The sequence below is a fragment of the Pseudoalteromonas sp. G4 genome, assembly GCF_028875915.1.
Taxonomy (GTDB): domain Bacteria; phylum Pseudomonadota; class Gammaproteobacteria; order Enterobacterales; family Alteromonadaceae; genus Pseudoalteromonas.
In genome coordinates, this window is sequence record NZ_JAPEHW010000083.1 from 1 (window position 1) to 18,266 (window position 18,266).

Consider the following 18,266-nt stretch of genomic DNA (forward strand, 5'->3'; position numbering starts at 1 on the left):
GGGCTCGCAACAAACTAGTTAAAGGAACACTCTCTGTGACAAAGAAACAAGCGATAAAAAAACAGTATGATTATGACGCCATAATCATAGGTACTGGCCCAGGTGGTGAAGGTACAGCAATGAATCTTGCCAAAAGCGGTAAGCGTGTTGCTGTTGTTGAAAAACAACCTAAAGTAGGTGGCGGTTGTGCGCACTGGGGCACAATTCCTTCAAAAGCACTGCGTCATTCTGTTAGTCGCTTAATCGAGTTTAACTCAAACCCGTTGTTTAACTCTCAAGCTCACAGAGAGCGCATGACCTACCCTGATATTTTAGATCATGCGAGTAATGTGATTTCAAAACAGGTCAATCTGCGCACCAGCTTTTATGACCGAAATCGCATTACGCTTATTCATGGTGAAGCAAGCTTTGTAGATAACCACACCATTTCAATTCAAAAAGACGACGGTAGTCAGGAAACTTTAACGGCACAGACCATAGTAATTGCTACAGGTTCGCGCCCATATCGACCTGCTGAAATCGACTTCAATCACAAGCGTGTTTATGACAGTGATACAATTTTGGGACTAAAGCACGACCCACGTCATATCATCATTTATGGTGCTGGTGTCATTGGCTGTGAATACGCTTCAATTTTCCGCGGCCTAGGCGCCAAAGTTGATTTAATCAATACTCGTGATCGCCTGCTCGCTTTTCTTGATGCCGAAACATCTGATTCACTTAGCTACCATTTTTGGAACAGCGGTATTTTAATTCGTCATAATGAAGAGTTTAAAAAAGTAGAAACACGGGATGATTGCGTTATCGTTCACATGCAATCTGGTAAAAAAATGCAAGCTGATTGTTTACTCTTTGCAAATGGTCGTACAGGTAACACAGACAAACTAAATTTATCGGCTATTGGTTTAACACCTGATAGTCGTGGCAATTTAAAAGTGAATGAAAATTACCAAACAGAAGTCGATAACGTCTATGCTGTTGGCGACGTAATTGGTTACCCAAGCCTTGCCAGTGCCGCATTTGATCAAGGCCGTATTGCTGCTGATGCAATTACCACCGGCGAATGTAATAAAAAGCTGATCCGCGATATTCCAAGTGGTATTTATACCATTCCAGAAATTAGTTCGGTTGGCCGTTCTGAACAAGAACTTACCGCTGCAAAAGTGCCATATGAAGTTGGCCGAGCTCAATTTAAACACCTAGCGCGTGCACAGATTGCAGGCACCGAAGTAGGTAGTTTAAAAATACTATTCCATATTGAAACCAAAGAAATTTTAGGTATTCATGTGTTTGGTGAACGTGCCGCAGAAATCATTCACATTGGTCAGGCAGTAATGGAGCAAAAAAATGGCGGTAACAATATAGAATACTTTGTTAATACCACATTTAACTACCCAACAATGGCAGAAGCTTACCGAGTAGCTGCGCTTAATGGTTTGAATCGCTTGATTAAATAAAGCGAAATGGCACTTTATGACGAGTTTATTACAAACCTTCACATAAAGTGCCGATTTTTTAAACTAACGCTTGTGATCGTGTAAAATTATTGTAAACTTAATAACCTAAAACAATAATAATAGGCTGTTAAGTATGAAAACCCCCTCTATATTACTTGCCTCAGCGCTATCTTTGTTTTCTGTAAGCAGTTTCGCGGACTACTCAACTGCAAAATATTATGAGAAACAAGGAGATGTTGAGAAATACGTTGCTGAATTAAGCAAGATCGCCAAATTAGGTCACGTCAATGCTCAGTTTGATCTCGCAACAGCCTATCTCAATGGTCAAGGTATCGAAAAAGATATTAACAAAGCTTATGCTTGGTACCTTCTTGCAAAAGATTACGGCCATCCGCTAGCTCAAGAAAAATACCGTAGTTTAAGAAAAGAAGTGCCTTCTCGCCGCGAAGCGAAAGCAGCTTATATTGAGTTAAAAGATGTTTACGGTAAAAAGTTACACGATTTACGTTACGCACCTATTGCAAAACATACCAACTTTTTTCCTGAGCGAGCTAAGTTAATTGAGCGTGTTGAACCTGAAATTGATAACAATACTCGCTCTGGTTCAAAAGCTTGGGTAACAATTGGTTATAATGTCAACGAAAGTGGGGTCGTTGAAGATAGTCGTATTCTTGCGTCATTTCCGAAAGGTATTATTGATGATCTTGCATTAGAAGCAGTGAATCAATGGAAGTTTGAGCCTGATATCAGCCCAACAGGTGAGCCGCGTCGTATTTTCGACTTGGTTACTTCATTTACGCTTGGTTCTGATAACAGTAAAGTGAACCGTGAGTTTCAGCGCTCCTTAGACGAATATAAAGAAAAGCTTCTCGCACTTGCCAACAAAGGAAATAGTGTTGCGCAAAATCGTTATGCCTTAATGCTTGAGCATGAAATTATTGAGAAAACATCTGAAAACGAACATATCGATTGGTATTACAAAGCAGCAATTAATGGCAATCATGATGCTCAAATGAGATTAATGCATTGTTTTGCAAATGGTGAAGGCTGCCAGCCTGATGAAGAAAAAGCTTTCAACTGGTTAGCGCTTGCTTCGGAATCTGGTAATGAACGTGCGCAGTATCAATTAGCAATGACTATGCTTAATTATGGTAGCATTCATTATGATGTACACACAGCTGCAAAAATGTTGAAGACAGCTGCTCATAATCAGTATCTACCAGCAATGATCGAGTACTCACGCTTACTTGCTTTCTCAGACGTTGCTGAGCTTCGCGATGCACAAAGCGCAATTAAGTACGCTGAACTTGCACGTGCAGTAGATAATAATCACCCTGTACTTCTATCTGTACTAGGTACAGCTCATTCAGAGCTTGGCCGTGTTCAGGAAGGGCAATTAATGTTACAACAAGCATTAAACGAAGCGAATAACCGTAGCTGGCCTGCACAAAACTACATTAAGCTTATCGAATTAAGTGAAGCTTCAATGATGGCAGACAGAACTACTGACTCTTACTAAGCTTATCTGCAAGCCTTGTTGGCTCAGGTAATCGAAACTTAGTAACACACTCAAGAGCAAGCGATAACGCTTGCTCTTTTGTTATCAGATGTCCAGGTGAGATAAAGAGCGGTTTTACATTTGTTCTTGAGCGCACCACGTATCCGCAGTGCTGGCCTCGCACAACTAAATCAGTCGTGGCTCCCTTAAACTGTTCAGGCTCGTTATAATCACCTATCAAACAACTTTTTGCGATACCAATAGTCGGCATATTGAGTACCACACCAACATGGCTAGCAATACCAAGCCCTAAAGGATGCGCAACACCTTGACCATCAAACATCAATAAATCAGGACGCTTTACAAGCTTTTTCAATGCCTTTAATACCGCTCCACCTTCTCGGAAGCTTAAAACGCCTGGGATATAAGGAATTACTGTTGGCGATTCATGGACAACTTGTTCTACTAAACGAAGCGATGGATATTCCAGCAAAACAACCGCTGCTCGGGTTGTTTTACCACTGTTTGGAAATGCGACATCAATACCAGCAATGTAATTTATATCACCTTGAAATGATGAGATAACTACTTGCTTGGCTAGCTGCTGTTGAATTTCTTTGGCCTTAGCTACGCTGCCGGGCCAAATAATATCGTTTTGATTCGCCATTAAGAAAAAAGCCTTGCGGTTGCAAGGCTCTTAAATTAATTGTTGTGGTACTGTTTACTTAGTTCACCAACCGAGTTGATGAAAACACCTGCATTTTCAGGGTCAACATCTGGCGTAATACCATGACCTAAGTTGAATACATGGCCAGAGCCGTTACCATAGCCTTCTAAAATACGTTGTACTTCTTGGCGGATGCGCTCAGGTGTGCCATGTAACATTGCAGGATCCATATTACCTTGCAGCGCCACTTTATCACCAATACGACGACGCGCATCAGCAATATCTACAGTCCAATCTAAACCAACCGCGTCACAGCCTGTCGCTGCAATTGCTTCTAAGTTTAAACCACCATTTTTAGTAAATAGCGTTACCGGTACTTTGCGACCATCATATTCACGGATCAAGCCATCCACGATTTTCTGCATATAAGTTAATGAGAACTCGTTATAGTCACGTGGCGATAACACACCACCCCAAGAGTCAAATACCATTAGGGATTGTGCACCCGCTTTAATCTGTGCATTTAAATAACTGATTACAGAGTCCGCAAGTTTATCGAGAAGCATATGTAAGATTTCAGGCTCAGAGAAAGCCATTTTCTTAATCTTGCCAAATGTTTTGCTGCTACCGCCTTCAATCATATAAGTCGCAAGCGTCCATGGTGAGCCAGAGAAACCGATTAACGGAACTTCACCATTAAGTTCACGGCGAATAGTTCTTACAGCGTTCATTACATAACCCAATTCATCTTCTGGATCTGGAATAGGTAGATTAGCAACGTCGGCCATTGACTGAATTGGGCGTTCAAATTTTGGACCTTCACCGGTTTCGAAGTAAAGGCCTAATCCCATCGCATCTGGAATAGTTAAAATATCACTAAAAAGAATTGCCGCATCTAATGGGTAGCGACGCAGTGGTTGCAGTGTTACTTCACATGCTAACTCTGCATTTTTACATAAGCTCATAAAGTCGCCAGCTTGCGCTCTCGTAGCTCGATATTCTGGTAAATAACGTCCAGCTTGACGCATCATCCATACAGGTGTTTGGTCAACTGGTTGCTTTAATAGCGCACGTAAATAACGATCGTTCTTTAATTCACTCATGATAGTGTAAAACCTAAAAATTATAACTGGCCGAATTGTATCATTATGAACGCCAACTAACTATGCGAAAGATCAAGCCCTCTTACACTAAAAATGCAATTATTTCGCTTTTTAGATGTATTTTGCATTTAATCTCGCATTTTATAATATTTAACGTTGTTAAAATGAAAATAATTTGTTATAAAAAGGATACAAAAATAAGAACTTGAATTAATCAAGTCGGAAAAAGTTTTATAACCACCCTCTGGGTGGTTTTTTCTTTTATATGCACTTTTAAATCTGAAACCCCGCTTCTAATCACAAATCAGTATATAGACAATTCTTTTTATTATTAATCAGTTACATTTATTACTCTTAAAAATGTTAAAAATTAGTTGATCTTTTCGCCAGATTTCATTGTTATAGAAATTAGTTTGAAGTAAAGGGACACAATTTATGCTTAAGAGTTTAGAGAAAGCGAAACAAGAATGGGGCGGATCACACTCAGCCATTGATAGCTGGTTGCAAGAACGCCAGGAGTTACTTGTAATTTATTGCAAACTTGCAGGCTTACCTCCCTACGAACGAAGCGACCAAGCGTTACCAAAGAAAAGTGAAATCCTTGAATTTTGTCAGATTTTAATGGATTACCTTTCAGCCGGTCATTTCGAAATTTACGACAACCTTGTTAAAGCATGTGCAGAAAAAGGCCCGAGCAGTCTAAAGCTAGCTCAATCACTTTATCCGCAAATATCAGCTTCGACAGATATTGCATTGAGCTTTAATGATGATTACGCCAATGCTAAAGAAGAAAGCTTGCTACCAAACTTCGATGAGGATTTATCCACATTAGGCCAAGCTCTTGAGCAACGCTTTGAATTTGAAGACGAACTTATCGAAAATTTATATACTCATCACACAGAATAAGAAAAGGCGTAATTTACGCCTTTTTGTTTATTTGATGCTGTAAACCAAATAAGCACGTACTAAAGCTCAAATCAACCAACTCACTGTTAGCATTCAAATTGTGTTCAATCAGATAGTTCACTGTATTTAACAAACTTTGCTGAATATGCATCGCAATATAATCTGTTGGTAAATTAATAAATGCACCTACAGCTTTTTGCTTTTCGATAAATGCGATTAAAAAAGAAAACACATTGTTTAATACACTGCTTTTAAATGATGACTCCACCCAAGGGCTAGAGTAATAAATACCAAAAAATGCCATTTTTTCAGGATTTGTTAACCCCCAGGTTATTACTTTCCGCCATAAAACTAGTGCTTGCTCGCTACTTTCAATTTCACCCGACAAGGCTAAATCTGTAACCAAAGCTTCTTTTAAATTTAAATAAAGGGCTTCCACCAACTCTTTTTTATTTGCAAAGTGATGAAACAAAGTGCCAGTCGCCACCCCTGCATGTTTGGCAATGCTAGCCGTTGATGTCTCCGATATACCTTGCTCAACAAACAAGACTAACGCTGCATCTAGTAACTGTTGTTTCTTTGAAATAGCCATTTAACGAACAAACAACTTTGTTAGCAGCGATAGAGCTAGTTTTTTAGACTGTAAAATAAGTTTCACTCGGGGAAGCCACAACGGCGTTTTTAAAACAGTTCGTTTATGACAAAACGTATCAAATCCTTCAGGGCCATGGTAATTACCTAAACCTGACTCGCCAATACCACCAAAAGGAGCATCATCAGCGCCTACGTGCATCAAGGTATCATTAACACAAACGCCACCACTATTTGTTTGCTCTAAAATCGCTTCTACCACTGACGTATCTTGCGACATTATGTAAAGCGCCAGAGGCCTTTCTTTACTGTTAATATAATCAATCGCATCTGTAACTTCGTCGTAAGCCAGTACAGGTAATAGGGGGCCAAAAATCTCTGATTTACACACCGCCATAGTATCATCAACGTTGGTTAATAATTGTGGTGGTATTACCCTATTTTTAACATCAATCTCATAGCCTATTGGCGCAAATACATTAGCTCCTTTTGCTTTTGCATCTTCGAGCATTGCTTGCAAACGAGCAAACTGCGCCTCATTGATTATCGCGCCATATTCCTCGCTAAATTTTTGATGATCATAAAGTGCCGCAAAACGAGTTAGGTAAGTTTGGCAAAATGCTTGAAGTTGAGTTCTCTCTACAAGAACATAATCTGGGGCGACACAGATTTGCCCTGCATTGACTGATTTACCTAAAATAATTGCATCAGCGGCTTTTTCTAAATCTGCATTTGCAGTAATCACTACGGGAGATTTACCTCCAAGCTCTAATGTTGTTGGTACCAAGCGCTCTGCGCAAGATTTTGCAACCAACTTGCCTACACTTGTTGAGCCTGTGAAAAAAATATGGTCAAACGGTAATTGAGTAAATTCAGCTGCAACCTCTGGCCCACCTTCAATCACCACAACACTGTCATGCAATGAACTAAAGATTTTTCTAATAACCGAATTCGTATATGGCGTATATTCGCTGAGCTTAACCATCACCTTGTTGCCCGCAGCAAGAGCAGTGACGATAGGCCCAATACTTAAAAACACAGGGAAGTTCCAAGGCACAACAACCCCTACTACGCCCTTCGCTTGTTTATAAACATAAATAGACGATGGCGCTAACAATAGCCCTGCACGCCGCCTCTCTGGTTTTAACCAAGATTTGAGGTGTTTTAAAGTGTAATTTAGATGCTGTACGCTCGGTAATATATCCGCCATTAAGCTGTCGAAATTTGGCCGTTTACCATAGTCTGCATTAAGTGCACTAAGCAGTTGTTCTCTGTTTGCTAAAAGTGCTGACTTTAATTCTAGAATTACTTGCTTGCGCTCTGAATAGGAAGGTTGTTTATTAGCATTATATGCTAACTTCAACTGTGCAAAAGCAGCATTTAGCTGTTCCAAAGAAACCTGTGAAGATTGCACATCTTCAGCAGTATCCATTTTATCAAGAATAGGCGAGCTCATATTGCATCCTAGTATTAAATATACAAAACCGACTGATTAGTCGGTTTAATTTAGAGCAATAATTCTACAAATGCAAATAAAAAAGCCACCCAAAAGGTGGCTTAAAAAATAATGTATATTTTTAAATATTATTCAGATGCAGCTTCTTTTTCAGCTTCAGGCTGAACTACTTTTAATAGCTCAACTTCAAAAATAAGCGTTGAATTAGCAGGGATCTTACCAAGATCACGCTCACCATATGCAAGTTCTGAAGGAATGAAGAACTTGAATTTTGAACCTTCAGCCATTAGCTGAACACCTTCAGTCCAACCTTTAATTACGCGATTAAGCGGGAAAGTAATTGGCTCACCGTGTGAGTAAGAGCTATCGAACTCAGTACCATCAATTAATGTACCTTTGTAGTGAACTTCAACAGTATCTGTTGCTAAAGGCTTTTTACCTTCACCCTGCGCTAAAACTTCATACTGAAGACCAGAATCTGTCGTTACTACGCCTTCTTTCTTCGCATTTTCAGCTAAGAAAGCAACGCCTTGCGCTTTAACTTCTTCTGCTTTTGCTTGAGCAGCAGCTTGCTGTTTTTCAGCAAAATCGGTGTTTAGTTTAGTTAGAAGCTCTTTGATTTCTTCTTCAGTTAATTTTGATTTACCAGCAAGAGATTCTTCTAAACCAGCTACGATTAACTCTTTATCTAATACAAAACCCATTTCAGTTTTGCCTTCAAGATCTTTCTTTAAGAAATCACCAATTGAAGCGCCAAGACCATATGCTTGTTTTTGTACTTCGGTCTCTAGTTTCACTTCAGCTTTAGGAGCTTCTTTGTTACATGCAGCAAGCGCAAGCACTGATGCAGCAACAAATGAAAGTTTAAATACTTTTTTCATTTTTTTCTCCGGCAAATAAAATGCCTTTTATCTACAATTATCTAAGTTAAAATTAAATGAGTTACATGATAGGCTGACAAACATCAATGTAAAACACAAAAATGACGACAAAGACGCATACTTGAGACAACCGATAATAAATATCTGTAACTACCTTGTTCTCAAAACTCGTCCTAGTCTAACCTCTCGTAGCCCAAGAGTTAAGGAAAATTAGATTAAAAATGAAGCCATATCGCCTAACCTTGATACTTTTTATGCTCTTCACCTTAACAGCTTGTGATAACTCGAACGCGATTCCTAAAAATGCACAAGAACATGCTGTACAAGGCAGTTATGCCGCAGCATTAAATAACAAGGGTACGCTCGCGATTGTCTCTTCTATTAATCATGGCGTATCAGTATGGAATTTGAATGACAACGCATTGCTTTACCAGTGGAGCCACCAGCAAGATACCGATAACCTTGTGCTGGCTATAGACATCAGTGATGACGATAAGTTCGCTGTGACCGCCGATCGCACTAATTTTGCAGTTTGGAGTTTAGAAAGTGGCGAAAATATTGGCTTTTGGAAAATCCAAGAGTCCAGTATTCGTGATATCGCTATTAGCAACAATGGTCGCTATGTACTTTATGGTCGTGGCGATGGCAAAGTCATTCACGTAGATTTAAATACAGGTCGACGTATCGAATTTTTAGGTCACACAGAAAAAGTGAATGCGGTTGATTTATCACCCAATGGTTATTACGCGCTTACTGGCGCCAACGATTACACAGCTTACCTTTGGGATACTCGCAGTGCACAAGTGATCCACCGTTTTACGCATCCAAGTCGCGTTACTCAAGTTGCTCTTGATCGCGAAGGGCATAAAGCATTTACTGCAGACAGCAAAAAACAAGCAAGCATTTGGGACCTGCAAAACGGTTCTCAAATTGCTAATTTGCAATTTCATGCAAGGCAAAAAGTATTTAGTGCTGTGCGCTTTAATACAGACACATCATTGCTTGTTACCGGTTCACCTGCTCGTACTATTGCCTTATGGGATACATCGAGTGGTAAACAACTCAAAACTTGGCAGGTAGCACCTCGCCAAGACTCACGCCCTAAATCAGCAGTAGTATATGACATCGCTTTTAGCGATAATGACACCATAATTAGTGAAAGTTCTAACGGTTTATCAGAAACATGGCAAATGAACAAATAAATAGTCTTGAAGCGCGTATTACCGAACTTGAAACAAAAGTAGCGTACCAAGATGAAACTATCGACATTTTGAACGACGAGCTAAAGCAGCATCAAATGGCTATGGCAAAAATCACAAGGCAAATAGAGTTAGTAGGCGAGAAGTTGAAGGAGATAAAACCTTCATCAGTCGTAAGTGAGGAGCATGAAACTCTCCCGCCACATTATTAAATTTGGCATAACTTTAACATTAAAATAAAAGTCGAATGATAGTTCGGTTTTTATTTTAAATTATTATGAGTCTAACCTTTTAGCTAACATTGATTCCATTACGCGTGCAATGGATAGTTTCTGATGTAATACCTGTTTGCGATATTAACTCAAAAGTAACTTTTAGCGGATAACCGTTTTCATCTCGCTCAATCACTTTTATACGGAACTGTTGATAGTATCCTTCCTGCTGAATTCTGCTATAACACGTTTCCATGCCACCAAGGTAAGCAAGCGAAGAGGCTTCATTACGTGAACCTATACTGCCATTAGGCTTGAGTGCATCCTTTTCAAATTCGTTAATACTTTTGTTGTCACTCACTAACGAAACATCTTTGTCGAAAAATATTTTTAGATTTCCGTTATCATTGACAAAATCAAGTACCAGTTTAGAACCATCCTTATAATGAATCGCGATACTAAAATTATTGACTTTAGTAATATTAAAATCTGCACCGTAATTACTATATGAAGGAATTGCATCGGCAATTTCTTGCATAAACCTAGTGCCAAAGCCTCTGCGGTCGTGAATAGCTTGAAATTGCCCACTTAAAAAGCTTTTACATGTCGGTAATGAGCGTTCTGCTTGCTCGTCATATGGAAAAGAAATTGCGGTTTTGCAGTTCCCAAATTCTTGACCTTGACTTTCTACCGTTATACCTACCATATCAGGAGACTGGCCAAAATAGTTAAAAAAACGGCCCTGTGAATTTTCTTTGAACGAGAACTTGCGCTTCATATCTCTGTAATCATTCTCGAATAGCACGATCTCTTGTGTTATTTGCAAGTCGATTTGTTGATTGTCTACAGACAAAACATCGAATGTATTAACACCATTAAGATAGGTCATTTTAACGCGAGTTTTTTGCGCTTCACCAGTCTCAGCATTCACAACCAGAAAATCGACACTAACCAATTGATTGACGGCTTCACAATTTGAAATAGGATCGCCTAGGTTACAATCCTCTGAGTTCGCTAAGTGACCATATTTTATTTCTGTCACTTGTTTTAGATATGAATCGTCAACTCGACTACAATTGGGTGTACCTGTTTCAGAATTACAAACAAAAATTTCTTTTTGAGGTTGTAGAAAAGCATATAAATTTTGGCTTGCAATAAGCATTGATGCACAGAAAAGTATTTTTTTACACTTCATAATTATGTCCTTATAAAAATTTAAATGTTGTTCCTTCATTTCTCAAATTAACACTAAAAAAGCAAAATCCAACCTCAAAAAAACTTGTTGATTAAATATATTTGGTTAACAAAGAATACTTCACCGCCACATTATCAATTAATATATTAAACCTGTTTATTCAGGCTTAAATACACCTATAACTTGCTCGAACTGGCGTGTAGACGCCTGCACTTGACCTTCCGCTTGCGTCATCGTGTGGCCACATTCAACACATTCAACTTTCTCAACATCCATTTCTTTGTATAGCATCATAGTGTCTTGCTTTTTACATTCAGGGCAAGTTGCACCTGCAATAAAACGTTTTTTCTGTTTCATAGTTTTCAATTATCCCCAATGTTGATAGCGCGATTTTAACAAACAACACTGATTACTTGATATACTAGCGCAAGAAAAGTTTTCAAATTGCTGTTAGTACATGATCCAAATTTCTAATCTCGAATTATTACGCGGTGGCAAACCACTGCTTAAAGAAGCAAACGCAACACTGTTTCCCGGCCACAAAGTAGGTTTGGTGGGTAACAATGGTTGTGGTAAATCCAGCTTATTTGCTTTGATTCGCAACGAACTTACACCTGATATGGGTGAGTGCAATATCCCGAAAGAGTGGCGCATTGCATCAGTAAAACAAGAAACTCCTGGCCTTGCTATCTCTGCATTAGAATACGTATTACAGGGCTATGAAGACTATTATGCGCTGCGCGAACAACTTCATATTGCTGAACAAAATAATGATGGTGCTAAGCAAGCTGAAATTCATCTAGCACTTGAAGAAATGCAGGCTTACCACATTGAAGCAAAAGCTAGCGAGTTATTGCATGGTCTTGGCTTTACACAAGGACAAATCTCACTGCCAGTAAAAGACTTTTCCGGTGGTTGGCGAATGCGCCTAAACCTTGCGCAGGCCCTATTACAAGAAGCTGATTTATTACTACTTGACGAACCAACCAACCACCTCGACCTCGATGCTGTGTATTGGTTAGAAAAGTTTTTAAAGTCTTACCCTGGCACATTAATTCTTATTTCGCACGACCGAGAATTTTTAGATGCAATCGTGGGTGAAATTTGGCATGTCTACCAACAGCAAATTCACAGCTACAAGGGTAACTACAGTCAGTTTGAGCGCATCAAAGCAGAAAAACTAGCACAGCAGCAAAGCAACTTTGAAAAGCAGCAAGAACAAATTGCCCATCTAGAAAGTTTTATTCGCCGCTTTAAAGCTAAGGCATCAAAAGCAAAACAAGCACAAAGCCGAGTTAAAGCGCTTGAACGGATGGAAAAGCTGGCGCCAGCACATATCGATTCGCCTTTTAATTTTAGCTTTAAAGAGCCACCAAGCTTACCAAACCCACTGGTAACACTTGAGAAAGTAAAAGCAGGCTATGGTGATGTAACCATTATTCAAGACATTAAGTTAAACCTAGTGCCTGGTAGCCGTATTGCATTACTCGGTAAAAACGGTGCGGGTAAATCTACCCTGATTAAGCTGTTAGCAGGTGAATTAACACCACAAGCCGGTGAATTTGTGCATCACCAAGGTTTACGTATTGGTTACTTTGCTCAGCATCAATTAGAGTCACTTGACCCAAGTGCATCACCACTATTGCACTTACAGCGTCTTGATAAAATGGCATCTGAGCAAGAGCTCAGGGATTTCCTTGGCTGTTTTGCATTTCATGGTGACAAAGCACTCGACCCTGTCGCACCATTTTCAGGTGGCGAAAAAGCACGTTTGGTATTAGCTTTGCTTGTTTATCAAAAGCCAAATATATTGCTACTCGACGAACCAACCAACCACCTTGACCTTGAAATGCGTCATGCCTTAGTAATGGCTTTACAAGGATTTGAAGGGGCAATGGTGACGGTATCGCACGATCGCCATTTACTTAAAAATACGTCTGATCAGTTCTACCTTGTAAATGATGGTCAAGTAACGCAACTCGGCTATGAAATTGAAGATTATTACGCATGGCTGGCAAATAACGGCAGTAATAAAACAAACGAAAGCGACGTTGCAACGCTTGAGAGCAAACCAAATAAGGTGCAAAACCGTAAAGAGCAAAAACGCTTAGAGGCTGAGTTCCGTACTAAAATGCAGCCACTCAAACGTGAAATTGCAAAACTTGAAAAGCAATTAGAAACCGTTAGTGAGCAATTACAAGTTGCTGAAAATGCACTTGCTGATGCCAGTATTTATCAGGAAGAAAACAAAGCGGAACTCACAAAGCAACTAGCCGAACAAGCTAAACTCGCGCCGCAATTAAACGACATTGAAGAGTCACTGCTAGAAAAGCTAGAACAATTAGAAACAGAGGAAGCTGACTTTGCAGCGCAATTTGCAGACTGATCTACTTTGGCAGTTTTCGCTTGATTACTATAGTAAAAGCACGCACAGCAGCGTGCTTTTAACCTTGCAAGACAAACATGGTGCCAATGTAAATTTGTGCCTGCTGCTTATTTATTTAAAAGAGCACAAGTTACCCATTGATGTTTCACAAATTGACGCATTGCATACTGAAGTCTCATACTTTAACCAAACCTATACCTCACAACTTCGCCAAACAAGAAGCTTGTTCAAGCTGTCTTTGCAAGAGATACCTAATTACTCGGCGCTTAGAGCACACCTGCTGAACGCAGAATTAGAGCTTGAAAAACATGAGCAACAGATATTAATAAACTCTTATAACAAGGCAAAACAGCAAACAACCGACGCTAAGCTTGCTTTGCATTACTACCTTTCAAATACCTTACACGTGTCAAAAACTGACCTAGATCAAACATTAATTCAACTTGCTTAATGCAATGAAATACGCGGGAAAAACCTTGATCTAAGTCATGATCATTCAGTCCTGCTTCATCTATTCTCTTTCGTGTTGACGTTAGAGGAGAAACACAATGAGCAATCTATTTAGAGACTTTTTTCAGGATCCTGTGCTGTTTTTATCATTCGGCATTTTAGGTGTAGTTATTGTTCTTTGCCTTTTCTACGTAGGCTTTTTTATAAACAAGATCAAAAACGCTGAGCCTAGCGAGTCATAACCAGTTTAGTAAGAATTTGATAATGTCAGCATCTGTCTGGCATTTGAAAACCCCTGTTAGAATTAAGCACGACGCACTAAAGCATCAAACTAGGCAACTAGTTTGGTGCTTTATTTTTTTCTGCTACACTGAGCCAATCTTTTTCCTTTGTACACTGTTATGGATCGTAACTTTAAGCCCGCTTGGTGGATGACCAATCGGCATGCACAAACAATCTTACCGCGATTTTTTCGTCCAACTCTTGCTATTGATTACCATACAGAAGAAATAGCAACGCCCGATGATGACTTTCTTCAACTCATTTGGAGCAGAGAACACATCGAAGCTGACGAAAAGCCCTTAGCGATTGTACTGCATGGTTTAGAGGGAAACATTGATAGCTTTTATGCAAAAGGTATGATGAAAGCCCTGTCGCTCGCAGGGTTTGACGTAGTGTTACTTCATTTCAGAAACTGCGGATACAAAGCTAATCTGCAAGCCCGTGCATATCACAGTGGTGAAACCACAGATTTACACTTTTTAGTTAACACGCTAAAACAGCGATTTCCAAACAAACCCTTAATGGCTGTTGGTTTTTCGCTTGGCGGAAACGTTTTAACTAAATACCTTGGCGAATATGAACAAAACAGTCAGCTAGATGCCGCTGCGGTAGTCTCTGCACCTTTCGCGTTGGCGTCATCGTGTAAAGTAATTCAAAAAAGCTGCTTTAAGTTATATCAAAAATACCTGCTCGACAGATTAAAAAAATCCACAGCACGAAAACTAGATCACCTAAAAGACTCTATTAACCTCACTGCGAAGCAACTAGAAAATATTTACGATTTATGGGAGTTCGACAATAAAGTCACTGCACCTCTTCATGGTTTTATTGACGCCGCTGACTACTATTTAAAATCAAGCGGAAAACAATATTTAAAACGCATCAAAACACCCACCTTAGTGATCCACGCTAAGGATGACCCAATGCTGTCAGAAGAAGCTATTCCACAAACTTCAGATGTGAGTAGCGCCGTTAAATTGATGGTGTCTAAGCAAGGTGGGCATGTCGGTTTCATTAGTGGTAAAAACCCTTTCCGTCCTATATTTTGGCTTGAACAACAAGTACCGTATTTTTTCCAACAACAATTAAGCAAATTAAAATGATTGTGCCAATTGACCAAATAGATCCTGATACCCTTACCAACCTAATTAAAGAGTTTGTGCTAAGAGAAGGCACCGATTATGGTGAAGAAGAAGCCGCTTTAGAGCAAAAAATAGAGCAAGTAAAAGCGCAATTAAAAAGTGGCACTGCGGTATTAGTGTTTTCAGAATTACATGAAACAATCAATATTATGCCTGCCAGTGACTTTCAGCCACATGTGGACTACGAGTAGAAAAAGCATTCGCTTTTCTACTCCCACCTAACACCTATTAAATCATGCTATTCGACTAGTTTTTAATCTTTCTATCGCGATTCTATTGCTTTCAAAGTTAAAGCAAGCACAATAAAGAAAACAACGACACAGAATCGACTATGAAATATCTAATAAAAACAAGCCTTATCGCTTCCGCGTTAGCCATTACCTTTACAAGCAACGCGACTGAATTTAAAGCATCCGAAAAAGCAATTAAGCTAGCGCAAGAAAACTTACTTATCGATACCCATATCGATGTGCCATACCGAATTTATCACAAATGGGATGATGTCTCAAAAGCCACGGAAGGTGGTGATTTTGACTATCCACGTGGTGTAAAAGGTGGTTTAAATGTACCTTTTATGTCGATTTATATTCCGGCCAATTTAGAATTTGAAGGTAAAGGAAAAAGCTATCAGCTTGCCAATCAACTAATTGATGGTATGGAAGCGCTGGCACAACGTGCGCCAGATAAATTCGCAATCGCCACAAGCACCAGCGACGTTGAAGCACAATTTAAACAAGGCTTAATGTCTCTTGCCATGGGCATGGAAAACGGCTCACCAATGGAAGGAGAAATGGCTAACCTTAAACATTTCTTTGATCGTGGTGTGCGTTATATCACCCTTGCCCATTCGCAAAGCAACCATATTTCAGATTCTTCTTATGACATTCGTCGCAAGTGGAAAGGCTTAAGCCCATTTGGTAAAGAGCTGGTCAAAGAAATGAATAACATAGGTATGCTGATTGATGTATCACATATTTCAGATGATGCCTTTTACCAAGTAATGGAACTGTCAAAAGTACCAGTGATTGCATCCCATTCATCATTACGCAAATACACGCCAGGTTTTGAACGTAATATGGACGACAAAATGTTGTTAGCGCTGAAAAAGAATGGCGGTGTTATTCAAATTAACTTTGGTTCAAGCTTTGTTACGTCTGCAGCAGGTGCTTGGGGCGATAAGATGAAAGCTGCGCGTAAACAAGCGAAAGAAGAGTTTGGCGAAAACGCACCGCAAGTTAAAGATTTCCGTAAAGCCTATGTTGCTAAAAACCCATACCCATTTGCAAGCTTAGAGCAGGTACTAAATCATATTGATCATGTTGTAAAACTGATTGGTATTGATTACGTTGGTATTGGCTCTGATTATGACGGTGTTGGCGATTCACTGCCTATCGGTTTAAAAGACGTTGCTAGCTACCCTAATTTAGTTCAGGGATTACTTGATAGAGGCTATTCCGATAGCGATATCATCAAACTATTAGGTGGTAATACGATGCGCGTTTGGCGACAAGCTGAAGCGTATGCTAAAAAGCATTAAGCTGAATCATGTTTGGGCAACAAGCGTTGCCCAAATCACACCACAAGGATGAAAAACTTGGAAAATAGCTTAGAAAGCATTTCATTCTCACTGCAACAAGCTATTTTTGATCTGCTTTTACAATCACCTAATTGCAAACTCAACCACATTTTTAGCCATTTAAAAGAGAGACAGCTGCTTATTTCGCTCGATAAAGATTCAGAGCAAAATTTATTTAAACAAAACTTCTTAGTGATGAATGCGCTCTTTAATCTGCAAACTGACGCCAAAACTATTGGCTACACCGTAGTAATCGATTCAATAAATATTCAACTGATACGCTACCAAGAAAACCAGCTTTCCAACACCAATTCAAAATTGGCAGACTACTATTTAGATTTCTCAAACATTGTGATTTCTACCGAAGAGATAAAGAGTTTATTAGATAGTTTTTGGCACTACTACACTGCTCATAACCATTTTGAGTTGCATGATGTAAGTGGCGCTTTCGAAGTACTTGGCTTACCTAATAATGCCAATTTAAAGCAGGTAAAGCGCGCTTGGTATAAAATTGCAATCGCATCACACCCAGACAAAACTTCAAGCCACAACTCTGATAATTACTTAGCAGCAAATAGTGCTTATCAAACACTGATTAAGCATTTTTCAAGGACGAAATAACGATGCTAACATTTTCTCAAATCGCACCAGAGATAGTGCCTTTATCGCTTTTGTTAGAAGCAGATCCTGATGTCGAAAAGATAAAAACATATTTATCGAATAGCCTTTGCTTTGCCGCCACTCAGGATGCCAATCTAGTTGGAGTCTGCGTATTTAAAAAACAAAGCTCCCAATGTATTGAATTAATGAATATTGCAGTAACACCTTCACATCAAGCGTTAGGCATTGGTTCAAAGCTGTTGTCGTTCGCTATTTCAGAGCTAAAGCAAAGCGACTTTTTACGGATTGAATTAGGCACAGGTACATTTGGCCATCAACTCGGTTTTTACCAAAGATTAGGATTTCGCGTAGATAGCATTATTAAAAATCACTTTTTAGATAACTACTCAAAACCCATTTTTGAAAATGGTATTCAGCATAAAGATATGCTCAGACTAGTATTAAGTCTGCAAGATAGAAAAATTTAATTTAAAAATAAGTATTCGGATACAAGAAAGATTTTCAGAAGCTTTATTAGGTAAATATTTATTATCTACAACTACGTAAATAATAAGACGAAATATTTTGAATTATAAGGAAAAATAAGAAATGGTTGCGGGAGCCGGATTTGAACCGACGACCTTCGGGTTATGAGCCCGACGAGC

General features: G+C 39.3%; 19 protein-coding genes. 12 read left to right on the forward strand and 7 right to left on the reverse strand.

The window, feature by feature from the left end; translation table 11 throughout:
• Positions 1-53 precede the first annotated feature (53 nt).
• The gene (gene sthA / locus ON073_RS17455; RefSeq protein WP_274763177.1) at positions 54-1,457 is read left to right on the forward strand and encodes a Si-specific NAD(P)(+) transhydrogenase; all 1,404 of its coding nucleotides are present in this window, start codon (positions 54-56) and stop codon (positions 1,455-1,457) included.
• Positions 1,458-1,590: 133 nt separating this feature from the next.
• Positions 1,591-2,976 (forward strand): TonB family protein, encoded by a 1,386-nt coding sequence (locus ON073_RS17460; protein WP_274763159.1) that lies wholly within the window; start codon positions 1,591-1,593, stop codon positions 2,974-2,976.
• Here ON073_RS17460 and nfi read toward each other — a convergent pair.
• Both nfi and hemE read right to left on the reverse strand, forming a co-directional pair.
• Complete coding sequence (gene nfi, locus ON073_RS17465; protein ID WP_274763160.1) at positions 2,960-3,622, reverse strand: deoxyribonuclease V; 663 nt, start codon at positions 3,620-3,622, stop codon at positions 2,960-2,962. The genes ON073_RS17460 and nfi overlap by 17 nt on opposite strands.
• A gap of 35 nt (positions 3,623-3,657) precedes the next feature.
• Positions 3,658-4,725 carry a uroporphyrinogen decarboxylase gene (gene hemE, locus ON073_RS17470; protein ID WP_274763161.1) on the reverse strand — a complete coding sequence of 356 codons (1,068 nt, stop codon included), beginning with the start codon at positions 4,723-4,725 and terminating at the stop codon, positions 3,658-3,660.
• Positions 4,726-5,160: 435 nt separating this feature from the next.
• On the opposite strand from hemE, the gene rsd reads away from it, so the two are divergent.
• A complete protein-coding gene (rsd, locus tag ON073_RS17475; protein WP_274763162.1) occupies positions 5,161-5,631 on the forward strand; it encodes a sigma D regulator in 471 nt (156 codons plus the stop codon).
• 13 nt (positions 5,632-5,644) lie between these two features.
• Here rsd and ON073_RS17480 read toward each other — a convergent pair whose 3' ends face one another.
• The 3 genes from ON073_RS17480 to fkpA all read right to left on the reverse strand — a co-directional run bounded on the left by ON073_RS17480 (position 5,645) and on the right by fkpA (position 8,559).
• A complete protein-coding gene (locus tag ON073_RS17480) occupies positions 5,645-6,223 on the reverse strand; it encodes a TetR/AcrR family transcriptional regulator (RefSeq protein WP_274763163.1) in 579 nt (192 codons plus the stop codon).
• Positions 6,224-7,678, reverse strand: coding sequence for a coniferyl aldehyde dehydrogenase (locus ON073_RS17485; RefSeq protein WP_274763164.1), 1,455 nt, complete (start codon positions 7,676-7,678; stop codon positions 6,224-6,226).
• A gap of 128 nt (positions 7,679-7,806) precedes the next feature.
• Positions 7,807-8,559 carry an FKBP-type peptidyl-prolyl cis-trans isomerase gene (fkpA, locus tag ON073_RS17490; RefSeq protein WP_274763165.1) on the reverse strand — a complete coding sequence of 251 codons (753 nt, stop codon included), beginning with the start codon at positions 8,557-8,559 and terminating at the stop codon, positions 7,807-7,809.
• A gap of 221 nt (positions 8,560-8,780) precedes the next feature.
• Here fkpA and ON073_RS17495 point away from each other — a divergent pair, with 221 nt between their 5' ends.
• Both ON073_RS17495 and ON073_RS17500 read left to right on the forward strand, forming a co-directional pair.
• Complete coding sequence (locus ON073_RS17495; RefSeq protein WP_274763166.1) at positions 8,781-9,761, forward strand: WD40 repeat domain-containing protein; 981 nt, start codon at positions 8,781-8,783, stop codon at positions 9,759-9,761.
• The gene (locus ON073_RS17500) at positions 9,758-9,970 is read left to right on the forward strand and encodes a SlyX family protein (protein ID WP_274763178.1); all 213 of its coding nucleotides are present in this window, start codon (positions 9,758-9,760) and stop codon (positions 9,968-9,970) included. Before ON073_RS17495 ends, ON073_RS17500 begins: the two co-directional genes overlap by 4 nt.
• Before the next feature lie 79 nt (positions 9,971-10,049).
• Here the strand turns inward: ON073_RS17500 and ON073_RS17505 are convergent, their stop codons facing one another.
• Together ON073_RS17505 and ON073_RS17510 are read right to left on the reverse strand one after the other, a co-directional pair.
• On the reverse strand, positions 10,050-11,165 hold the full coding sequence (locus tag ON073_RS17505) for a hypothetical protein (RefSeq protein WP_274763167.1): 1,116 nt from the start codon (positions 11,163-11,165) through the stop codon (positions 10,050-10,052).
• A 156-nt stretch (positions 11,166-11,321) separates the two neighbouring features.
• Positions 11,322-11,522, reverse strand: a complete 201-nt coding sequence (locus ON073_RS17510) for a YheV family putative zinc ribbon protein (RefSeq protein WP_010562181.1) — start codon at positions 11,520-11,522, stop codon at positions 11,322-11,324.
• Positions 11,523-11,622: 100 nt separating this feature from the next.
• Here ON073_RS17510 and ON073_RS17515 point away from each other — a divergent pair, with 100 nt between their 5' ends.
• From ON073_RS17515 to ON073_RS17545, 7 genes are all read left to right on the forward strand, one after another.
• Complete coding sequence (locus ON073_RS17515; protein WP_274763169.1) at positions 11,623-13,551, forward strand: ATP-binding cassette domain-containing protein; 1,929 nt, start codon at positions 11,623-11,625, stop codon at positions 13,549-13,551.
• A complete protein-coding gene (locus tag ON073_RS17520) occupies positions 13,529-14,002 on the forward strand; it encodes a TIGR02444 family protein (protein ID WP_274763170.1) in 474 nt (157 codons plus the stop codon). Before ON073_RS17515 ends, ON073_RS17520 begins: the two co-directional genes overlap by 23 nt.
• 400 nt (positions 14,003-14,402) lie before the next feature.
• Entirely contained in the window at positions 14,403-15,386 is a 984-nt protein-coding gene (locus ON073_RS17525; RefSeq protein WP_274763171.1) for a hydrolase, read from the forward strand.
• Positions 15,383-15,616 (forward strand): YheU family protein, encoded by a 234-nt coding sequence (locus tag ON073_RS17530; RefSeq protein WP_274763173.1) that lies wholly within the window; start codon positions 15,383-15,385, stop codon positions 15,614-15,616. The genes ON073_RS17525 and ON073_RS17530 overlap by 4 nt, the downstream gene beginning before the upstream one ends.
• Positions 15,617-15,756: 140 nt before the next feature.
• Positions 15,757-16,962 carry a dipeptidase gene (locus tag ON073_RS17535; protein ID WP_274763174.1) on the forward strand — a complete coding sequence of 402 codons (1,206 nt, stop codon included), beginning with the start codon at positions 15,757-15,759 and terminating at the stop codon, positions 16,960-16,962.
• Between the two features lie 57 nt (positions 16,963-17,019).
• A complete protein-coding gene (locus ON073_RS17540; protein ID WP_274763175.1) occupies positions 17,020-17,622 on the forward strand; it encodes a DNA-J related domain-containing protein in 603 nt (200 codons plus the stop codon).
• A gap of 2 nt (positions 17,623-17,624) precedes the next feature.
• Positions 17,625-18,089 carry a GNAT family N-acetyltransferase gene (locus tag ON073_RS17545; RefSeq protein ID WP_274763176.1) on the forward strand — a complete coding sequence of 155 codons (465 nt, stop codon included), beginning with the start codon at positions 17,625-17,627 and terminating at the stop codon, positions 18,087-18,089.
• Positions 18,090-18,266: the final 177 nt, after the last annotated feature.

Coding starts and splice junctions, on each gene's coding strand:
- fkpA (WP_274763165.1), bottom strand. CDS start 8,559: ATGAAAAAAGTATTTAAACTTTCATTTGTTGCTGCATCAGTGCTTGCG.
- rsd (WP_274763162.1), top strand. CDS start 5,161: ATGCTTAAGAGTTTAGAGAAAGCGAAACAAGAATGGGGCGGATCACAC.
- ON073_RS17505 (WP_274763167.1), bottom strand. CDS start 11,165: ATGAAGTGTAAAAAAATACTTTTCTGTGCATCAATGCTTATTGCAAGC.
- ON073_RS17530 (WP_274763173.1), top strand. CDS start 15,383: ATGATTGTGCCAATTGACCAAATAGATCCTGATACCCTTACCAACCTA.
- ON073_RS17535 (WP_274763174.1), top strand. CDS start 15,757: ATGAAATATCTAATAAAAACAAGCCTTATCGCTTCCGCGTTAGCCATT.
- ON073_RS17495 (WP_274763166.1), top strand. CDS start 8,781: ATGAAGCCATATCGCCTAACCTTGATACTTTTTATGCTCTTCACCTTA.
- ON073_RS17460 (WP_274763159.1), top strand. CDS start 1,591: ATGAAAACCCCCTCTATATTACTTGCCTCAGCGCTATCTTTGTTTTCT.
- hemE (WP_274763161.1), bottom strand. CDS start 4,725: ATGAGTGAATTAAAGAACGATCGTTATTTACGTGCGCTATTAAAGCAA.
- ON073_RS17485 (WP_274763164.1), bottom strand. CDS start 7,678: ATGAGCTCGCCTATTCTTGATAAAATGGATACTGCTGAAGATGTGCAA.
- ON073_RS17545 (WP_274763176.1), top strand. CDS start 17,625: ATGCTAACATTTTCTCAAATCGCACCAGAGATAGTGCCTTTATCGCTT.
- nfi (WP_274763160.1), bottom strand. CDS start 3,622: ATGGCGAATCAAAACGATATTATTTGGCCCGGCAGCGTAGCTAAGGCC.
- ON073_RS17525 (WP_274763171.1), top strand. CDS start 14,403: ATGGATCGTAACTTTAAGCCCGCTTGGTGGATGACCAATCGGCATGCA.
- ON073_RS17480 (WP_274763163.1), bottom strand. CDS start 6,223: ATGGCTATTTCAAAGAAACAACAGTTACTAGATGCAGCGTTAGTCTTG.
- ON073_RS17515 (WP_274763169.1), top strand. CDS start 11,623: ATGATCCAAATTTCTAATCTCGAATTATTACGCGGTGGCAAACCACTG.
- ON073_RS17510 (WP_010562181.1), bottom strand. CDS start 11,522: ATGAAACAGAAAAAACGTTTTATTGCAGGTGCAACTTGCCCTGAATGT.